Source organism: Mesorhizobium kowhaii, from assembly GCF_042431665.1.
Lineage (GTDB): Bacteria > Pseudomonadota > Alphaproteobacteria > Rhizobiales > Rhizobiaceae > Mesorhizobium > Mesorhizobium kowhaii.
This window is the reverse complement of record NZ_JBHLYT010000053.1, coordinates 471646-489537: the sequence shown is the minus strand read 5'-3', so window position 1 is coordinate 489537 and position 17892 is coordinate 471646. Positions and strand designations below refer to the sequence as shown.

Here is a 17892-nt window from a genome sequence, read left to right as displayed (position 1 = left end):
CTCAGGCGTCCCTAATTTCGGTCCGCGCCAAGCCGTTATCGAGATTGATCGTGGTGCGCAGGCGCATGCGTTCCGGCGTCGGCGTCATGATCAGCACAGCGTCTATCTCGATCTTCAGGCCAACGGTCTTGTCGCCAAGAGTGACCGTAACCTTTGTTGCGCTTTCCCTCAGGCGAGGCTCGAAGGTGGCGAGCACCGCGCGGATCTCACGCGCCAGCACGTCGCGATCAAAGTCGCGGGACGACCGGCCCGAGAAGGAAGGCACACCGTAATTGACCACGCTTCGACGCACCTCCGGAAAATCGGCGAGCGACGGCGGGTTGTCCGACACCTGTTCGTTTTCCAGATCGGAAAGAAGCGGTGTGGCCTCGAAGCGCTCGGTGTTGAAGAGCGCCTCGATGTCACGCCGTACCGCCTCCCTGAGCACGCGGGCCGATACCACCACGCCGCGGCTTTCGATCTCGACGCGGTGCTGGGTCTGAAAGGCCAATCGATGCAGACGCCGTTTTTGGTCGGGTGTCAGCTCCGCATCGGCGTCGATGGTTCGCGCACTGCCGGCGACGAGGGTGTCGAGACGGTCCGCGCCAAGCTCGTCGTGCAGGACTTGGCGCAGCCCATCTATCTCCGAGGTCAGGCCCGGCAGGTCATTGACGAGGCGATCCCAAAGTGACGGCTGGACGGCCTCGCTTTTTGCCCGCAAGCTGCCGGTAGTCTGTTGCTTGCCCGCGCCGGGTCGCCGAACCTCACTTGCCGACATAGACATCCATTTCGGCTTCATCGTTGCCGTCATAGACGAACTTGATCTTCTTGTAGGCGAAGCTGACCTCTTCCTGAATCAGGTCTTCCTCATCCTGCGCCTGCGACATGTCGTATTCCATAACGAAGGCGTCGGTCAGGGTAACGACCAGATAATCCTTGCTTTCGCCATCGATGGTCCGGCGTGCCGAAAACACCACCTCATCAAGGGCCTTGTTATCGAACAACGCCTTTTTCAGGTAGGGCGAGGATTTGTCGTAGTGTTTGGTGAACTTGATCATGCCCATGGACACGCGGCCACGGCGTGAGATCGAATTCGGATCATAAGGTGCGACCATCTTGTAGTCGACGCCATGGATTTCGATCTCGTCATCGTGGCCGTCGCGGGTGCTGGGGCCTTTGATATCAGGAACCTTCAGAAAACCATCAATCTTCACTGGCATTGTCTTTCTCCACCGCTTTCAAACAAAACAAAGTCTGGTTGCTGCAAATCAAGTCTTCACGGACGGTAGTTCCGACACCAGTCGGAGCGAGGCATTGATGCCCTCCAGCTGGTAATGCGGGCGCAGATAGAAGCGGGCAGCGTAATAGCCGGGCCGCCCCTCCACGCTGTCCACCTGAACCTCGGCGGCGGCAAGCGGGCGCTTGGCGCGCGCCTTGTCGTCGGCGAAGGCCGGGTTGGCCAGCACGTACCGGTTGATCCACTCGGTCAACCAGATCTGCATGTCGGCGCGCTCCTTGAACGAGCCGACCTTGTCGCGCGCAATGGCCTTGAGGTAGTGCGCAAAGCGCGAGACCGGGAAGAGATAGGGCAGGTTGGCGCTCAGCCGCTCGTTCGACTGTGCGTCTGGGTCGACCAGCCGTCCCGCCCGCGTCTCGTCATCCTGCAGTGAGTGTGCCCCGATGAAGGCCGCGAGATCGGTGTTCTTTCGATGCAGGATGGGCATCAGGCCGAGCTTGGCCAATTCCGCTTCGCGCCGGTCGTCGATGGCGACTTCGGTCGGGCATTTCATTGCTATCGACCCATCATCGGTCGGGAAGCTGTGCACCGGCAGGTTTAGCACCGTGCCGCCGTTCTCGACGCCGCGGATCTGCGTGCCCCAGCCGAACAGCTTGTGGCTGCGGTTGATGTTGACGCCCATCGGGAAGGCAGCATTCATCCAGACATATTTGTTGTGGTCGCCCTGCACCTCTTCCTCGAAGGTGAAGCCCTTCACCGGAACGGTGTCGGTGCCATATGGCAGCCGGGCCAGAACGCGGGGCATGGTCAGACCGATGTAGCGAGCGTCCTCACTCTCGCGCAGCGACTGCCACGAGGCATAGGCCGCGTTGGACACGATCTGCTGCAGGTCTTGCGGGTTCGGCAATTCCTGCCAGCTGTCCATGCGGAACAGGCGCGGCGAGGCAGCCGCGATAAACGGCGTATGCGCCGAGGCGCAGATGCCGGAGATGTTGCGCAGCAGACCGACGTCGCGCGGGTGGTTGGAGAATTCGTAGGCGCCAATCACACAGCCGATCGGCTCGCCGCCAAGCATCGAATACTCGTCGGTATAGACTTTCTTGAAGATCGGGCTCTGATCCCACATCTGGCCTTCATAGTCTTCGAGCGTGTCGGCCAGTTGCTCCTTGGAGATGTTCATCACCCGGATCTTCAGCTTCTGATCCGTCTCGGTGTTGTTGATGAGATACCAGAGACCCCGCCACGTGCCTTCCATTTCGCGCACTTCCGGCGCGTGCAGGATCTCGTTGACCTGTGTCGTCAGCATCTTGTCGATGCCGGCGATCAGCGACTTGATCGACTTGATCGCATTGGACGAGATGGTCGTGGTGTCGGAACGGGACTGCGCCGCGAGCGCGAGATTGCGCACGAGTTGCTGCAGCTTCTCGCTGTCGTCCTTCTTGACCTTGAAATCCTTCTCGAGGAGCCCGCTGAATTCTCCAAGGTCTATGGCTTCGGCCTCGGCGGCGACGGCGGCGGTCTTTTGCTGTTCGGCCATGATTTACTCCCCAACCTTGTCGTCGTCGGCCAGCGCCTGGCCGGCGATCTTTCCAAGCAGCGGTTCGTTGTTCAGAAGCTGCGCAATGCGCTTTTCGGCATCGACGCGGCCATCCATGAAGCCCAGCAATTCCTCGAGCTGACGACGCATCTTGAGGATCTCGGCCAGTTGCGGAACTTGCGCGGCGATCTTGTCAGGGGCGAAATCACCCATTTTGGTGAAGGTCAGATCGAGCGCCAGTTCCTCGTCGCGCTCCTGGCCTTCGGCCTGCGGCAGCGTGTTCTTCACCCGGGCTTTGACGCGGGGCCCGAGCGCCTCCATGAACTTGGGGAAGCGGTTGGCGTCGGTCTCGACAAAGGAGCGGTCCAGCACCGACTTTGACGCTTCCTTGGTTTGCGAAGCACCGGAAAGGTCGGCCATCACGCCCATGACAAACGGCAGTTCGATGGTCGTCGGGCTGCCGTAGGTTTCCACGTCGTAGGCGATCTGCACCCGCGGCGCGCGATTTCGTTCGATGACCTTCGCTTTGCTTTCGGCTGGCATGTGTTGTTACCTTTCATCCTTCTGAGCCGTCTTCTTGACATCGGGAACCCCGGCAAGGAGCCGGAATTCCTTCAGCCCCGACGGGGCGAGATCTTCCATCAGTTCAACGAAATCCATGTGCACCATCCGGCGCACACGTCGCGCCAGGTGCGGAATCGGGCTCGACGGCTCGGTGCGATCATAGAAGGCGACGACGAGGTCGAGGCATTTCACCACGTCGTCGCGCGAGGAAATCCGGTCGGGAAGCCCCGTGCTCGAGTCCGCGTAGCTTGCCATACTTGCCATCGTATCGGCTCCATGACCGTTTCGAGCAGGCGTTGCCGGTTCTGCCGGCGGGGGTGGCTTGGCCGCGCCATTCGCCACGGCGCCGGCTGCCGAATTCCGTTCGAGGGTCGTCAGCAAACGCTGCAGAAACCGCTTTAATTCCGGGACAGGAGCGCCGCCGCCCTCGAGACGAGCGTTGAGAGCGGTCTCGACCGCATCGAGGGCCGCGATCGCTGCCCGGGCGTCGGCGATAAGCAAGACCATCTCTGCGTTGGCTTGATCGATCTGTGCCGCACATCCGGCACGCACCCGGTTCAGGAGTTGTCCGTGCGCACTGGCCAATGCGGCCTTTTCTGCCGCATTCAACCCCGAGGCGGCTTCCTGGAGCATGACACGGTCGTCGAGCGCACCCTTTTCCAGGTCTATGCCCTGAATCGGGCCGATTGCGCGCGGCGCGAAGAACGTCATTTGCCGCAGGTTCGCCAACAACCCGTCCTGACCATTCTGCAGGTCGAGCAGCGCATTGATACGACGCAAGGCGGCATCGCGTGGCGAAGCGTTGGGCCGCAGTGCCGGATGCATGGTTTCCCAATGCTGATCGAAGGTCTGCGCAATGAGGGTCAGACCCTGCACGAGCCCGGCCAGACCTTCTTCATTGGCCAGCGCGCGGGTGACGATGACGAGCAGGCGCAGGTCCCGGCCATGCGCGCGCAACTCCTCCGCCTTTGCGAGCACCGCAGACCAGTCGACCGGAATGGTGCTTTGCGAGGTGGCCTTGTTGTTGCCGTCGTGGACGACCTTGACCTGGGCTTCGGTCAGGCGCTCCAGCTCATGAAAAGCCGGGTCGTTGCGCAAATCCTCCCCTGACGGATTTTCACCGTCGAGCGGAGTAAGCCAGAGTGCGAGATCAATCACACCAACCCCCAGCGACCGGCCCTCAAACCGTACGTGACGCAACGTTATCACACCGTTGTACTTTACCACAATTCAACGACTGCTCAAAAATTAACAGAAGCTAAACGCGACCACCCTGAGTGCCGGCTGACCCGTGCATCGAGCCCCCGCCATCACGCGCTTTGTCAAGTGACGGCTTATGTGGCAGGTTATCGGCTGGCAGATTGCAGGAGCACGTTCGATGGAACCGCGCCGGTCATCGCAGACCTTCAAACGCAAGGAACTGGTCGGCAAGCTCAATCCTGTCGGTGTGCGCGCCTTCAAGGCTGCGGCCGACACCGCCAAACTGCGCGGCAATCCTTACGTCGAACTCGTCCATTTCATCGAGCAACTGGTGCTTTCCGACCGCTCGGATGTGCAAATGACAATCGCCGATGCGGGAGTGGATGCGAGCCGGCTCACCGCCGACATGACCCGCGCCGTCGACAAGCTGCCTTATGGCGCAACGTCGATCGAGGAATTTTCCGACCATATCTTCCATGCCATCCAGGAAGCCTGGAACCTGGCAACGCTTGAGTTCAGCGTCGAGGAAGTCCGCAGCGCACATATTCTCCTTGCCTGCCTGAAGACGCCGGTGCTGGAAGGCCTGCTGTCGAAGATCAGCGGCGAGTTTGACAAGATCGACGCCGATGCGGTCATCGCGCGGTTCGCCGATGTCATGGAAGGTTCGCTCGAAGCCGGCGCCGCCACCGCGATTCCCGCAGCCGAAACGCCGAAGCGGGCCCTAGGCGGGGATTCGGCGCTGGCGAAATACGCCACCGACCTGACCCAGCGCGCCCGCGACGGCAAGATCGATCCGGTCGTCGGCCGCGATCCGGAGATCAGGCAGATCGTCGATATCCTGATGCGACGCCGGCAAAACAACCCGATCCTGACCGGTGAGGCCGGGGTCGGCAAGACGGCGGTCGTCGAGGGCTTTGCCTTGCGTATCGCTCAGGACGATGTGCCGCCTACACTGCAAGGGGTAAGCGTGCGCATGCTCGATGTCGGATTGATGCAGGCGGGTGCAAGCGTGAAGGGCGAGTTCGAAAAACGGCTGAAGGCCGTTATCGACGAGGTTCAATCGTCCGAAACGCCGGTCATCCTGTTCATCGACGAAGCCCACACCTTGATCGGCGCCGGCGGCGCGGCAGGGACGGGCGATGCCGCCAATCTCCTGAAACCGGCGCTGGCGCGTGGCGAACTTCGCACCATCGCGGCAACGACCTGGGCCGAATACAAGCAGCACATCGAGAAAGACCCGGCGCTGACCCGCCGTTTCCAGGTGATAAAAATCGACGAGCCGTCGGAGGCCGTGGCCCTTCTCATGTTGCGCGGCGTGGCCGGCGTTCTGGAGCAGCACCACAAGGTGCAGATACTGGACGAGGCGATCGAGGCGGCGGTCGGCCTGTCGCATCGCTACATCCCGGCGCGGCAACTGCCCGACAAGGCGGTAAGCCTTCTCGACACCGCTTGCGCCCGTGTCGCCATATCGCAGCACGCCACGCCGGCCGAGGTCGAAGACATCGTGCGCCGCCGCCAGGCGTTGGAGGTCGAGCGCGGTATCATCAGCCGCGAGGCTGCGATCGGCATCGAGGTGACCGAGCGGCAGGCACGGGTCGACACCGGACTTGCCGAAACCGAGGTTACGCTGGCCGCGGCGCAACAACGTTGGGATCGGGAAAAAGCCCTGGTTGCCGAGATACTCGAATTGCGTGCCCGTCTGCGCGGCGAAGGTGTGCCGCTCGATGCGGTGGAGACGCCGCAGACCGATACCGAGACAGCAGGCGCGGACGCAGCCGAGACCGAGCCGCCCAAGACCGAAACGACAAAAACCGAGACGCCCAAAACCAAAACGGCCAAGACCAAAACGGCCAAGACCGACGTGGTGGCACCGGCGGCGGCCAATGTCCCTCAACCCGATCCGGCCGCCGACCTCGCCCGGCTGCGCGAACTGATGGCCGAACTGGCCGAGGCGCAAGGCGAAACGCCGCTGATCCTGCCGTCGGTCGACCGCAATGCGGTGGCGGCGGTCGTTCAGGACTGGACGGGAATCCCGACCGGGCGGATGCTGTCGAGCCAGACCGAAAAGGCGCTGCGGCTCGCCGCGACCCTGTCCGAGCGCGTGGTCGGCCAGGATCACGCCATGGAGATGATCGCCAAGCGTGTGCAGACCAGCCGCGCCGGGCTCGGCGCGCCGGAAAAACCGGTGGGCGTGTTCCTGCTCTGCGGCCCCTCGGGCGTCGGCAAGACCGAAACCGCATTGGCGTTGGCCGAAACGCTCTATGGCGGCGAGCAGAACCTCATCTCGATCAACATGTCCGAGTTCCAGGAGGCGCATACGGTCTCGACCTTGAAGGGCGCTCCGCCCGGATATGTCGGCTATGGCAAGGGCGGAATCCTGACCGAGGCGGTCCGCCGCAAACCCTATTCGGTGATCCTGCTCGACGAGGTCGAGAAGGCCCATCCGGACGTGCACGAAATCTTTTTCCAGGTTTTCGACAAGGGCATGATGGACGACAGCGAAGGCCGGCGTATCGATTTCAAGAACACGCTGATCCTGCTCACCTCGAATGTCGGTTCGGAGGTGATCATGGACCGGACCAGGAACGGCACGCTACGGGCCGGGCTCGACGATCTGGACACCGCGCTGCGCAGCCCGTTGCTGAAGGTCTTCCCTGCGGCCTTTCTCGGCCGGGTAGTGACCATTCCTTACTATCCGCTCTCGGATTCGATGATCGAAGCGATCACCCGCCACCAGTTTGCCAAGATCGCTCGCCGGCTGCGTGCAACCAACGACGCGGAATTGGTGATCGGCGACGGTGTCATGGATCTGGTCAAGGCCCGCTGCACCGAGATCGAATCCGGCGGCCGGATGATCGATGCCATCCTGACCAACACGCTTCTGCCGGAATTGAGCCGCGGCGTGCTGAACCGGTCGCTCGGGGGCGAAAAGATGACGAAGGTGACCGTCGGCGCCTCCAAGGAGGGCTTCACCTATTCCTTCGAGTAGCGGAGGCTGGGCTTCCTGTTAGCGAAAGGCTGGCACATGAAGTCTTCAGCCTTCCGATGCACCCCTACCTGGACGAAGCCACGCAGGACTTCATTGTCGAAGCAATTCATGAAGTCTTGAACCCGTCGGTTTGATTTAGCGGCGTTCGCGGAGATTTCGAGGCCGCCCAGTCCCGGGCCGTGGCGTTTATGGGTTCAGCTGTCCGGCGAGCCGACTGAATGAACGATTCTGATGGGATATTTTGGGGACGAAAAAATTCAACTAAATCAAATATTTTGGAAATTTTGCATCTTCAATAATGTCAGATTTAAACGACGTTCGTAGTGTTGTCTCACATATTGACGTTAAATTAACATCGAGATATGGTTCGTTCAGTCCGCAAGGTACCCGCCGCTTTGTATCGCCGTTGCCCCTTGATTGTCGTTATATCTGTCGCCCTTGCCCCAGCCTGCAGGTTTGTCGTGCAGTGCGCATCGCCAGTTGCTGAGAGAGGCGGTGATCATGCCCAGTTTGCTCGGAATCGATAACGGTCTCACGGTTACCAAGGCGGTGATCTTCGATGCCGATGGCACGCAGTTGTCGGTGGCGCGTCGGCGGGTGCCGCAGTCGATGCCCCATGCGCGCTGGGTGGAGCGCGACATGGCAGGCCTCTGGCAATCGACCGCCGATGCAATCAAGGAAGCGATCGCGCTCTGTGGCCGGCCGGCGGACGACATCAGGGCGGTGGCGGCCACCGCGCATGGCGACGGTCTCTATCTGCTCGACAAGGATCGTCGTCCGCTAGGGCCCGGGATCCTGTCGCTCGACAGCCGCGCCGGTGAGATCGTCGAAAGATGGTCGGCGGATCTGGTCTTCGACGAAGCGCTCGCGTGCACGGGCCAGGCGCCGCATGTCTCGGCGCCGTCGGCGCTGCTTGCCTGGCTAAAGCAGAACGATCCGGATCGCTATGGTCGCATCGGCCACGTGCTGGCCTGCAAGGACTGGCTTCGCTTTTGCCTGACCGGCACGATCGGCACCGACCGCACGGAGGCGAGCACGTCGTTCACGGATTTCCGCACGCAGGCCTACGCGCCGGAAGCGATGCGCCTCTTCGGATTGGGCGACCTTTTCGACGCGCTGCCGCCGGTGGCGCATTCGGCCGACATCGTCGGTCACGTCACCGCCGATGCAGCCGAAATGACTGGCCTTCGCAAGGGAACGCCGGTCGCGTGCGGCCTGCACGACGTGACCGCCTCGGCGCTTGGCATGGGCGGCCATGAGGAGGGCGTGCTCAGCATCGTCGCCGGCACCTATTCCATCAATGAAGTCGTCTCTTCGCAACCGCGCGTCGACCAGCGTTGGTTCTGTCGCAACGCCATCGATGCAGGCCGCTGGAACAACATGTCGATATCGCCGGCCTCGACCGCAAACTACGACTGGTTTCTCGACAATTTCTGCCGCTCGGAGCAGGACAGGACGAACGCGGATGGCGGCTCCATCCACGAACTGCTGGCAGCAGAGATCGACGCGGCGCTGAAGAGGCCTTCGACCATCCTGTTTCATCCCTATCTGTTCGGCTCTCCCTATGGCGACGTTGCCAGCGGCAGTTTTGTTGGTCTTCACGGCTGGCACAATCGCGGCGACATGCTGAAGGCGGTTCTGGAAGGCATTGTTTTCAATCATCGCACCCATGTCGAAGCCTTGCGTGAGGGCTTCGCCGTCCGCGAGATACGCCTGACCGGTGGTGGTTCGCGCAATCCGGCTTTTGTCCAGATGTTCGCCGACGTGCTGAACGCTCCGGTTACCATCACCTCGACCGATGAGGCCGCCGCCTTGGGTGCTGCCCTTTGCGCCGGTGCCGCGGTCGGCATCTTCGCGACGCCGCAACAGGGTGCCGGGCAGGTCGGCATGACGGCGCGCCAGTATCAACCCGTGCCTGCCTCCAGTGCGGTGTTCAGCGAGCGGTTTTCCCTCTACTGCCGCATCGCCGAGCAGCTGAAGCCGCAATGGCCGGAGATCGAAAGACTGGCACGGCCAGACACCAGGGGGACTGCATGATCAAGGCCGACGAACGACGCGAAGAGATCGCCGAGTATGTGATCAAGCTCGGCCAGGTGCGCATCGACGATCTGGTCGAGCATTTCGGCGTATCGCGCATGACCATCCACCGGCACATCGACCGGCTGGCGCAGCAGGGCGTGCTGCGCAAGCTGCACGGTGCGGTGACGGTTCAGCCTTCCGGCCTCTACGAAAGTGCCTTTCGTTACCGGATGACGGTCAACAGAGCCGAGAAAGATACCCTGGCGCGGGCGGCACTGGATTATGTCGAAGCCGGACAGGTAGTCATGCTGGACGATTCATCGACGGCAAACGCCGTCGCCACGCTGCTGCTCGACGTCAAGCCGCTGACCGTCATCACCAACAGCGTGGCGACGGCTTCGCTGCTGACCAATGTCGACGACATCGACTTCATCTGTCTTGGTGGCAAGTACCACGGCACCTACAATGCCTATATCGGCATCGTCTGCGAGAACGCTGTGGCGCAGCTTCGCGCCAATGTTCTGATCTGTTCGGCTTCAGCCATCACCGGGACCACGGCCTTCATCCAGGATCCCAACGTCGTGCGGGTCAAGCAGGCGATGATGGCCGCATCGGTGAAACGCATCCTGCTGGTCGACCATGCCAAGTTCGACCGGATCGCACTGCATGTCTTCGACGATCTGACCAGTTTCGATGCCGTGCTGACGACCGAGGGCCTGGGCGATGCACAGGCACAGAGCCTCGAACGGGCTGGCGTGAAGCTGCGCGTCGTCGAGACGACGGCACAATGAGTCCACACAACGCAGCAGGCGCGAAAAACCCCACCGGGCGTCTCGCCGCCATGGCCGGGACCGGCGAGGTCGACGTCGTTATTCTTGGCGCCGGCATTAACGGAGCGGGCCTGTTTCGCGACCTGTGCGCGCAAGGCGTCAGCTGCCTGATCGTCGACAAGGCGGATTTCGGCTCGGGCACCAGTGCCGCGCCGTCGCGGCTCATCCATGGCGGCCTGAAATATCTCGAAACCGGCGAGTTCGGGCTGGTGGCGCAGTCGACACTCGAACGCAACCTGCTTTTGAAAAACGCGCCGCACTATGTCAGCCCGCTGCCAACCGTCATCCCGATCTTTTCCTGGAGCAAGGGCATGCTGGCGGCGCTGCGAACGCTGTTCGGCTCGACCAGCGCGCCGCGCAGCCGCGGCGCCATCCTGATCAAGATCGGCCTGATGATCTACGATTTCTATGGCTCGCGAAACCAGGTCATGCCGCGCCACCGCATGGTCGGACGGCGGCAGGCGCTGGGCGAGATGCCGGCGCTCAACCCTTCGATCGTCGCCACCGGCACCTATTACGATGCCAAAGTAAGCCATCCTGAAAGGCTGGTGCTCGAGTTGATCCTCGATGGGTTGCAGGCAAATGCAGCCTCCGCCAGCGCGAACTACACGACGCTGGTGACTTCAGCCGATGGCGTCCTGACCTTCCAGCCGGAAAACGGCGGCGCATTTTCGGTGCGGCCAAAACTGGTGGTCAATGCCGCCGGCCCCTGGATCGACGATGTCAACGCCTTGCTGGGTGCACCGTCGAAGATGATCGGCGGCACCAAGGGCTCGCACATCCTACTGCAGCATGACGAACTGGTAAAAAGCCTGGCCGGGCGGATGCTTTATTTCGAGGCCGATGACGGCCGCATCTGCCTTGTCTACGACTATCTCGGCCTGGCGCTGGTCGGCTCCACCGACATCAAGGCCGACAACCCCGACGAGGTCCGCTGCGAACCCGACGAAGTCGAGTATCTGCTCGAGAGTGTGCGGACGCTGCTGCCGGGCATGGCGTTCGAACGCGACCAGATCGTCTATGCCTATAGCGGCATCAGGCCGCTGCCGGCGTCGGATGCATCGCTGCCGGGCCTGATCAGTCGCGATCATTCTGCCCCGGTCGCCGAGCCGGACCGTGACAGGCCCTTCGCGGTCATTTCGCTGGTCGGCGGCAAATGGACGACATTCCGCGGCTTTGCCGAGGAAGTCGCTGACGCGATACTCGGCCGTCTGCAACGCAGCCGCAAGGTAACGACGCAATCCATGCCGATCGGCGGCGGCAAGGACTTCCCAGCCAATGCGGCGGCGCGCACGGACTGGCTGGCTCGGGCGCGGTCGCAAACAGGCATCGAGGAACGACGCCTCGACCAATTGCTGTCGCGCTACGGGACCAAAGCCCTGGAGATAGCCAGGCACGGGCTGGATGGCGTGGGCCATCTGCCGGACTCCGACGGCTACAGCAAATCGGAGATCGACTACATCGTCCGCAACGAATTCGTCGAACACCTGGCCGACATCGTCATGCGTCGCAGCACCCTGGCCATAGGCGGTACCCTGACATGCCGGGACCTGCAGGAGATTGCCGCGATCGCCGGGCGGGCACTGGGCTGGAGCGCCAAGCGTATTGCGCAGGAAGTCGAAGCCGCTGTTGTGGAGCTTGAAGGCAGGAACCTGATGCGGCTGGACTGATCGCGCCATCGACAGGGCCACTGCCCTTTCTTGAGGCAATCCGATCGGTTTGCCCATGGCTGCGTCGCATCCGCAAAAACGTTCCAACTCACAGCCGGATTGGGATTTTTATCCCATCGGATATATGTGATTAAAAACAGATGCTTAATGGATAATTCGGCGGCGATGACCTTTGTGTTGCCGCCGGCGGTGGCACTAAATAACATCGATTGACGTTAAATTAACATCACCATATGATCAACTAACATGCTGACCTCCTAATAGGCTGAGGCTGACTGCCGATACGCCGGCTGGCGGGGATCGGGGAGGGCGAGGCCTGTGAATTCCCCCGTCGCGGCTTGAGGCCAATCCGCGGAGGGATTGACAGCGATGCAGGGATGTGAAAATTTTTGCACACAAAGATAATAATATCATCTCAGGGAGGAGATGGCTTGAAATCCGGCGGAACCGCTAACCGCGACCACGAGTCGAGTCTCGCCACGCGCGCGGCCTGGCTTCACTATGCCGGCGGTCTCACGCAGGCCCAGGTGGCCAAGCGGCTTGGCCTGACCAGCCTCAAGGCGCACCGGCTCATCACCAAGGCCAACCAGGAAGGTCTGGTCAGGGTCTTCATCGACGGCGACGTCGCCGAGTGTGTGGAGTTGGAGCAGCGCCTGACCGCCGCATACGGGCTCGACTATTGCGAGGTGGTTCCGGATCTGGATCAGGAGGACCTGCCGCTGAGGGGGCTGGGCATCGCCGGCGCGCAGTTTCTGAAGCGCGAGATCGATCGTGGCGAAGACATGCTGATCGGCGTCGGCCATGGCCGCACCCTGGCCGCAAGCGTCGAATATCTGACGCGCACCGCAGCCCCCCATATCCGTTTCGTCTCGCTGCTCGGTGGCGTGACGCGAAAGTTTGCGGCCAACCCGCACGACGTCATGCATCGGCTGGCCGAGCGGACCGGCGCGCAGGCCTATGTGATGCCGGTGCCTTTCGTCGCCAACACGACGGAGGACCGCGAGGTGCTGCTTGGCCAGCGCGGCATCAGTGACGTCTTCGCTCTTGCAAGCCGGTCCGACCTGATGTTCGTCGGCATTGGTACCGCCGAGCGGGAAGCCTCGCTGGTTGCAACCGGCATGATCGAGCATTCCGAAATCGACGAGGTCAAACGCGATGGCGGCGTCGGCGAGCTACTCGCCCACTTCTTCGACGACAACGGGCATCCGGTGGAAACAGCGCTGTCGGAACGAATCCTGGCGCTCCCGCGCGACCAATTGAAAGGCCGCAGGATCGTCGCCGTCGCCGGCGGCAAGGTGAAAGTGCGGGCGATCAAAGCGGTGCTCGAAAGCCGTTACCTGAGCGGCCTGATCACCGATGAATGCACCGCCCGTGCCCTTGTCGAACAGAGCCAATCCAATGGAGCGCCCGGCGTGGCGAAGCACCATGTGAACGGAGGATCGTCGAATGCGTGACAACGGCAAATCCGCTTTGCTGGCGATTGCGTCATGAGCGCGAAGGCCACCACGGCGCCAACCCGTCAGGCCTCGCCTGGCCTGCGGCGGACCATCGCTGCCGCCGCGGCCCTGGTTCTGCTCGGCGCCATGGCGCTCGACACCAAGGTCATCAAGATCGGATCCGCGGGCGACGTTCGCAGTGCCGTCTTTTCCGCGGCCGACTATGGCAAGTCGGAGTTTCCCAAGGTGCAGGCCGATGTCGAAGCACGCGCCGCCGACGCGGTGACAGTGGCGACGGCGATCGCCAAGGACAGGACAACTGCCGAGAAGGAATACGGCATGCCTGCGGGCGTCGGACCGGTCATCTCGGTCAAGTTCAATGGCGTCGTCGGCGAGGGAAAATCGGGCATCTATAAGATTGCCGTCGAGGGCGTGCCGGATACGTTGCAGGTTCGCGTGCAGACGGGGCCGGCGATCAACGGCACGGAGCTGCGCGACGCCACCGGCAAGATCACATTTGGCCAGTTCACCAATCAGATCGAATACCAGGACGCCGGCTCGGCGCTGAACAACGAGATGAAGAAGGAAGTCCTGGCAAAGGTCGATACCAGCGCCCTGACCGGCAAGACCATATCGGTGGTGGGCGCGTTCAAGCTGGTCAATCCGAAGAGCTGGCTCGTCACTCCGGTGAGGCTGGAGGTGCAATGAAACCGGCTGCCGAGACCGCGCCCGCGACTGGCGACGCCGTGCTTTCGGCGCGCAACATCGTCATGTCGTATGGTGGCGTTCATGCGCTCAAGGGCGTCAATTTCGACGTCCATCGCGGCAAGGTTACTACGCTTTTTGGCGAGAATGGCGCCGGCAAGTCGACGCTGATGAAGATCCTGTCCGGTGTCGTCACGCCGACATCCGGCGACATCGTGCTCGACGGCAATTTTGTCAGTTTTTCCTCGTCCTCGGACGCGCGCGATCGCGGCATCTCGATCATTCACCAGGAACTCAGCCTGGCGCCGAATCTCAGCGTTCGCGACAACATCTTCATGGGCCGTGAGCTGCGCACCAGGACTGGCCTCGACTTCGCCGAGGAGTCGCGCCAGGCGCGCGCGCTGATGGCCGATCTCGAAGAAGACATCGACCCGATGACGCTGGTCGAGGATTTGCGCCTCGGGCAGCAGCAGATCGTCGAGATCGCGCGGGCGCTGTCGGTCGACTCGCGCATCCTCATCATGGACGAACCGACCTCGGCGCTCAGCGCAACGGAAGTGGAGGTGCTGTTCAAGGTTATCCGCGACCTGACCAGCCGCGGCGTCTCCATCGTCTACATTTCGCATCACCTCGAAGAGGCGCTGCAGATCACCGACTACGCCGTTGTCCTGCGCGACGGCGCGATAACGGCAACGGCCGAAGCCAGGGACATCGATCTCGAGTGGATCGTCCGCAACATGGTGGGCGAAAACTTCGATCTCGGCTCGCCGCCGACCGGCCATGAGTTCGGCGAGGTGGCCCTGTCGATCGAGGATGTCAGCGTCATAGACGCTTCGGGTTCAGGCTATTCCGTCGTCGATCACCTGTCGCTGGATGTCAGGGCGGGCGAGATCGTCTGCATCTATGGGCTGATGGGCGCCGGGCGCACGGAATTGCTGGAAGCCGTCGCCGGACGGATGCCGATGGCGGGCGGCCGGGCGCTTCTGGAGGGCGAGGACGTCTCGAGACTGAGCATTGCCCAGCGCATCGCCAAAGGCCTTGTGCTCGTCCCCGAGGACCGCCAGCGCGACGGGCTGGTGCAGACGATGACCGTCGGCCGCAATCTTTCGCTTGCCAGCATCGAGGCGTTTGCAAAAGGGCTGTTTCTGTCCCGCTCCAGGGAGCGAGAGCTGGTCGAAGACTCGATCCGCAAGGTGACCGTCAAGACCGCGGGCGGCAATGCCATGATCGGATCGCTGTCGGGCGGCAATCAGCAGAAGGTCGTCATCGGCAAGATGCTGACGACCAACCCCAAAGTCATCCTCCTCGACGAGCCGAGCCGCGGCATCGATGTCGGCGCCAAGGCCGAGGTCTTCCGCTTGCTGAGTGAACGCGCCGCGCAGGGTCTGGCGGTCATCTTCTCGACCTCGGAGGTCAACGAGTGCCTCAGCATCGCGCACCGGATCGTCGTGATGCGCCGGGGCAGGATTTCAGCAGAATTCGGCGCCAACGCCACCAAAGAGCAGATCATGGCCGCCTCCGGCGAAGCCGTGGTCGCCTGATCACCAGGAATTTCGGAGCCCCGATCATGACCGACGTCAGCCAGGCCAGAAAACAGTCCAGTCCAAGCGCGCGCGGCGAAGGCTTCGATCTCGCCAAGCTGCTGCTCGAGGGTCGGGCTTTCTTTGCCCTTATCGTCATCATCGTCGTCTTCTCGATCCTGTCGCCCTACTACCTCTCGGTGGCGAATTTCCTGACCATGGCCTCGCATGTCGCCATCTTCGGAATTCTCGCGGTCGGCATGCTGCTCGTCATCCTCAATGGCGGCATCGATCTGTCTGTGGGGTCGACGCTCGGGCTTGCCGGCGTCGTTGCCGGGTTCCTGATGCAAGGCGTGACGCTGACCTGGCTGGGCGTCGTTCTCTACCCGCCGGTCTGGGTGGTCGCGGTGATTGCCTGCATGCTGGGCGCCGGCGTCGGGCTGATCAACGGCGTGCTCATCGCGCGCTTCAAGGTTCCGGCCTTCGTGGCCACGCTGGGCGTCATGTACATGGCGCGCGGCCTGGCGCTGCTGATGACCAACGGCCTGACCTACAACAATCTCGGCGGCAAACCGGAGCTGGGAAACACCGGATTCGATGCGCTTGGCTTCAACCGCCTGTTCGGCGTGCCGACCGGCGTGGTGGTTCTGGCGGTTATCGCGCTCATCGGCAGCATCGTCTTGAACCGCACCGCTTTCGGGCGTTGGCTTTACGCATCAGGCGGCAACGAGCGCGCGGCCGAACTGTCCGGCGTTCCGGTCAAGACGGTGCAGGTTTCCGTCTATGTGCTGTCAGGCATCTGTGCCGCCATTGCCGGCCTGATCCTGTCCTCGCAACTGACCTCGGCGGGGCCGACCGCCGGCACCACCTACGAATTGACGGCCATCGCGGCTGTCGTCATTGGCGGCGCGGCACTGACCGGCGGGCGCGGCAACATCCGCGGAACCCTGCTCGGCGCCTTCGTCATCGGCTTCCTTTCCGACGGTCTGGTGATCATAGGCATCTCATCCTACTGGCAGACTGTGTTCACCGGCGCGGTCATCGTGCTCGCCGTGCTTCTCAATGCCGTTCAGTATCGCCGCCGCAGCAAGCTCCCAAGCTCGACAGGTGGCCAACCGACTTCTCAGCAACGGGGGAAGGCCGAGCCGGCCAATCCTGCCCAAGGGAAGACTGCCAGGTGACTGGCAGCAATACCGCGTAAATCATTGGAGGAATGTACATGAAAACAATGCTGAAAAGTCTGCTTGCCGCCGCGATGGTCGTCGGGTTTACGGCCGCCGCGTCGGCCGCAGGCCTGATCTCGATCATCGTCAACGATCCGGCCAACCCCTACTGGCTGACCGAGGGCAACGTTGCCAAGGCCGAAGCCGAGAAGCTCGGCTATACGGCCAACGTCGCCGCCCACAAGGGCGACACCAACACGGAAAGCAACCTGATCGACACCGCCATCACCAACAAGTCCGTGGCGATCATCCTTGATCCGGCCAACGCCGACGGCTCCGTCGGCGCGGTGAAGAAGGCGATTGCCGCCAACATCCCGGTTTTCCTCGTCAACGCCGAGATCAACCAGGAAGGCCTCGCCAAGGGACAGCTCGTTTCCAACAATGCCCAGGGTGCCGCTCTGGGTGCCCAGCAATGGGTGCAGGCAGTCGGTGAAAAGGGCAAATATGTCGAACTGCTCGGCGCCCCGTCTGACAACAATGCCGCCACGCGCTCGAACGGTTACGCGACTGTGCTCAGCCAATATCCGGATCTCGAAAAGGCTGCCTCGCAGGTCGCCAACTGGGATCGTACCCAGGGCCACGACAAGATGCAGAGCATGCTGCAGGCCAATCCCGACATCATCGCCGTGATCAGCGGCAATGACGAAATGGCGCTCGGCGCGGTTGCGGCGCTGAAGGAAGCCGGCAAGCTTGCCGGCATCAAGGTCGGCGGCTTCGACGGCTCTCCGGACGCGGTTGCGGCGATCAAGTCCGGTGAACTGCAGTACACCGTGCTTCAGCCAGTGGCCATCTTCTCGGCCAAGGCCGTGCAGCAGGCGGACTCGTTCATCAAGTCGGGCGCCACAGGTGCTGCGACCGAGAAGCAGCTGTTTGATTGCCTTCTCATCACCAAGGACAATGTCGACAAGTACACCGCACCCTTCGTGCTGTCGGAATGAAACCTGCACAGGGGGTGTCCTTGCGGACACTCCCTGCCTCTTCTA

General features: G+C 62.2%; 14 protein-coding genes. 9 read left to right on the top strand and 5 right to left on the bottom strand.

Annotation, left to right across the window (positions count from 1 at the left end; all coding sequences use genetic code 11):
- Position 1 precedes the first annotated feature (1 nt).
- From tssE to tssA, 5 genes are read right to left on the bottom strand one after another with little or no spacing between them, the layout of a single operon-like run.
- Positions 2-757, bottom strand: a complete 756-nt coding sequence (gene tssE, locus ACFFNA_RS29725) for a type VI secretion system baseplate subunit TssE (RefSeq protein WP_111547099.1) — start codon at positions 755-757, stop codon at positions 2-4.
- Positions 744-1199, bottom strand: a complete 456-nt coding sequence (locus ACFFNA_RS29720; RefSeq protein WP_111547098.1) for an Hcp family type VI secretion system effector — start codon at positions 1197-1199, stop codon at positions 744-746. Before ACFFNA_RS29720 ends, tssE begins: the two co-directional genes overlap by 14 nt.
- A gap of 48 nt (positions 1200-1247) precedes the next feature.
- Positions 1248-2753, bottom strand: a complete 1506-nt coding sequence (tssC, locus tag ACFFNA_RS29715) for a type VI secretion system contractile sheath large subunit (RefSeq protein WP_111547097.1) — start codon at positions 2751-2753, stop codon at positions 1248-1250.
- Positions 2754-2756: 3 nt separating this feature from the next.
- Positions 2757-3296, bottom strand: a complete 540-nt coding sequence (tssB, locus tag ACFFNA_RS29710) for a type VI secretion system contractile sheath small subunit (protein WP_111547096.1) — start codon at positions 3294-3296, stop codon at positions 2757-2759.
- A 6-nt stretch (positions 3297-3302) separates the two neighbouring features.
- A complete protein-coding gene (tssA, locus tag ACFFNA_RS29705; RefSeq protein ID WP_378923427.1) occupies positions 3303-4475 on the bottom strand; it encodes a type VI secretion system protein TssA in 1173 nt (390 codons plus the stop codon).
- A gap of 220 nt (positions 4476-4695) precedes the next feature.
- Here tssA and tssH point away from each other — a divergent pair, with 220 nt between their 5' ends.
- The 9 genes from tssH to ACFFNA_RS29660 all read left to right on the top strand — a co-directional run bounded on the left by tssH (position 4696) and on the right by ACFFNA_RS29660 (position 17847).
- A complete protein-coding gene (gene tssH, locus ACFFNA_RS29700; RefSeq protein ID WP_378923426.1) occupies positions 4696-7506 on the top strand; it encodes a type VI secretion system ATPase TssH in 2811 nt (936 codons plus the stop codon).
- 501 nt (positions 7507-8007) lie between these two features.
- Entirely contained in the window at positions 8008-9543 is a 1536-nt protein-coding gene (locus tag ACFFNA_RS29695; RefSeq protein WP_378923425.1) for an FGGY-family carbohydrate kinase, read from the top strand.
- Complete coding sequence (locus ACFFNA_RS29690) at positions 9540-10316, top strand: DeoR/GlpR family DNA-binding transcription regulator (protein WP_378923424.1); 777 nt, start codon at positions 9540-9542, stop codon at positions 10314-10316. Before ACFFNA_RS29695 ends, ACFFNA_RS29690 begins: the two co-directional genes overlap by 4 nt.
- Positions 10313-12025, top strand: a complete 1713-nt coding sequence (locus ACFFNA_RS29685) for a glycerol-3-phosphate dehydrogenase/oxidase (RefSeq protein ID WP_378923423.1) — start codon at positions 10313-10315, stop codon at positions 12023-12025. Before ACFFNA_RS29690 ends, ACFFNA_RS29685 begins: the two co-directional genes overlap by 4 nt.
- 431 nt (positions 12026-12456) lie before the next feature.
- On the top strand, positions 12457-13479 hold the full coding sequence (locus ACFFNA_RS29680; RefSeq protein WP_378923422.1) for a sugar-binding transcriptional regulator: 1023 nt from the start codon (positions 12457-12459) through the stop codon (positions 13477-13479).
- Positions 13480-13512: 33 nt separating this feature from the next.
- Complete coding sequence (locus tag ACFFNA_RS29675) at positions 13513-14169, top strand: DUF2291 family protein (RefSeq protein WP_111547091.1); 657 nt, start codon at positions 13513-13515, stop codon at positions 14167-14169.
- Positions 14166-15707, top strand: a complete 1542-nt coding sequence (locus ACFFNA_RS29670) for a sugar ABC transporter ATP-binding protein (RefSeq protein WP_378923421.1) — start codon at positions 14166-14168, stop codon at positions 15705-15707. The genes ACFFNA_RS29675 and ACFFNA_RS29670 overlap by 4 nt, the downstream gene beginning before the upstream one ends.
- A gap of 26 nt (positions 15708-15733) precedes the next feature.
- Positions 15734-16867: an ABC transporter permease gene (locus ACFFNA_RS29665; RefSeq protein ID WP_378923420.1), complete on the top strand. Its 1134-nt coding sequence runs from the start codon at positions 15734-15736 to the stop codon at positions 16865-16867.
- Positions 16868-16905: 38 nt separating this feature from the next.
- The gene (locus ACFFNA_RS29660; RefSeq protein WP_378923419.1) at positions 16906-17847 is read left to right on the top strand and encodes a D-ribose ABC transporter substrate-binding protein; all 942 of its coding nucleotides are present in this window, start codon (positions 16906-16908) and stop codon (positions 17845-17847) included.
- The last annotated feature ends 45 nt before the right edge of the window (positions 17848-17892 follow it).

What these genes read in the sequence shown, in the direction of transcription:
- ACFFNA_RS29660 (WP_378923419.1), top strand. Translation starts at nt 16,906, where the DNA reads ATGAAAACAATGCTGAAAAGTCTGCTTGCCGCCGCGATGGTCGTCGGG.
- tssH (WP_378923426.1), top strand. Translation starts at nt 4,696, where the DNA reads ATGGAACCGCGCCGGTCATCGCAGACCTTCAAACGCAAGGAACTGGTC.
- tssE (WP_111547099.1), bottom strand. Translation starts at nt 757, where the DNA reads ATGTCGGCAAGTGAGGTTCGGCGACCCGGCGCGGGCAAGCAACAGACT.
- ACFFNA_RS29685 (WP_378923423.1), top strand. Translation starts at nt 10,313, where the DNA reads ATGAGTCCACACAACGCAGCAGGCGCGAAAAACCCCACCGGGCGTCTC.
- ACFFNA_RS29690 (WP_378923424.1), top strand. Translation starts at nt 9,540, where the DNA reads ATGATCAAGGCCGACGAACGACGCGAAGAGATCGCCGAGTATGTGATC.
- ACFFNA_RS29720 (WP_111547098.1), bottom strand. Translation starts at nt 1,199, where the DNA reads ATGCCAGTGAAGATTGATGGTTTTCTGAAGGTTCCTGATATCAAAGGC.
- tssC (WP_111547097.1), bottom strand. Translation starts at nt 2,753, where the DNA reads ATGGCCGAACAGCAAAAGACCGCCGCCGTCGCCGCCGAGGCCGAAGCC.
- ACFFNA_RS29675 (WP_111547091.1), top strand. Translation starts at nt 13,513, where the DNA reads ATGAGCGCGAAGGCCACCACGGCGCCAACCCGTCAGGCCTCGCCTGGC.
- ACFFNA_RS29670 (WP_378923421.1), top strand. Translation starts at nt 14,166, where the DNA reads ATGAAACCGGCTGCCGAGACCGCGCCCGCGACTGGCGACGCCGTGCTT.
- ACFFNA_RS29695 (WP_378923425.1), top strand. Translation starts at nt 8,008, where the DNA reads ATGCCCAGTTTGCTCGGAATCGATAACGGTCTCACGGTTACCAAGGCG.
- tssB (WP_111547096.1), bottom strand. Translation starts at nt 3,296, where the DNA reads ATGCCAGCCGAAAGCAAAGCGAAGGTCATCGAACGAAATCGCGCGCCG.
- ACFFNA_RS29665 (WP_378923420.1), top strand. Translation starts at nt 15,734, where the DNA reads ATGACCGACGTCAGCCAGGCCAGAAAACAGTCCAGTCCAAGCGCGCGC.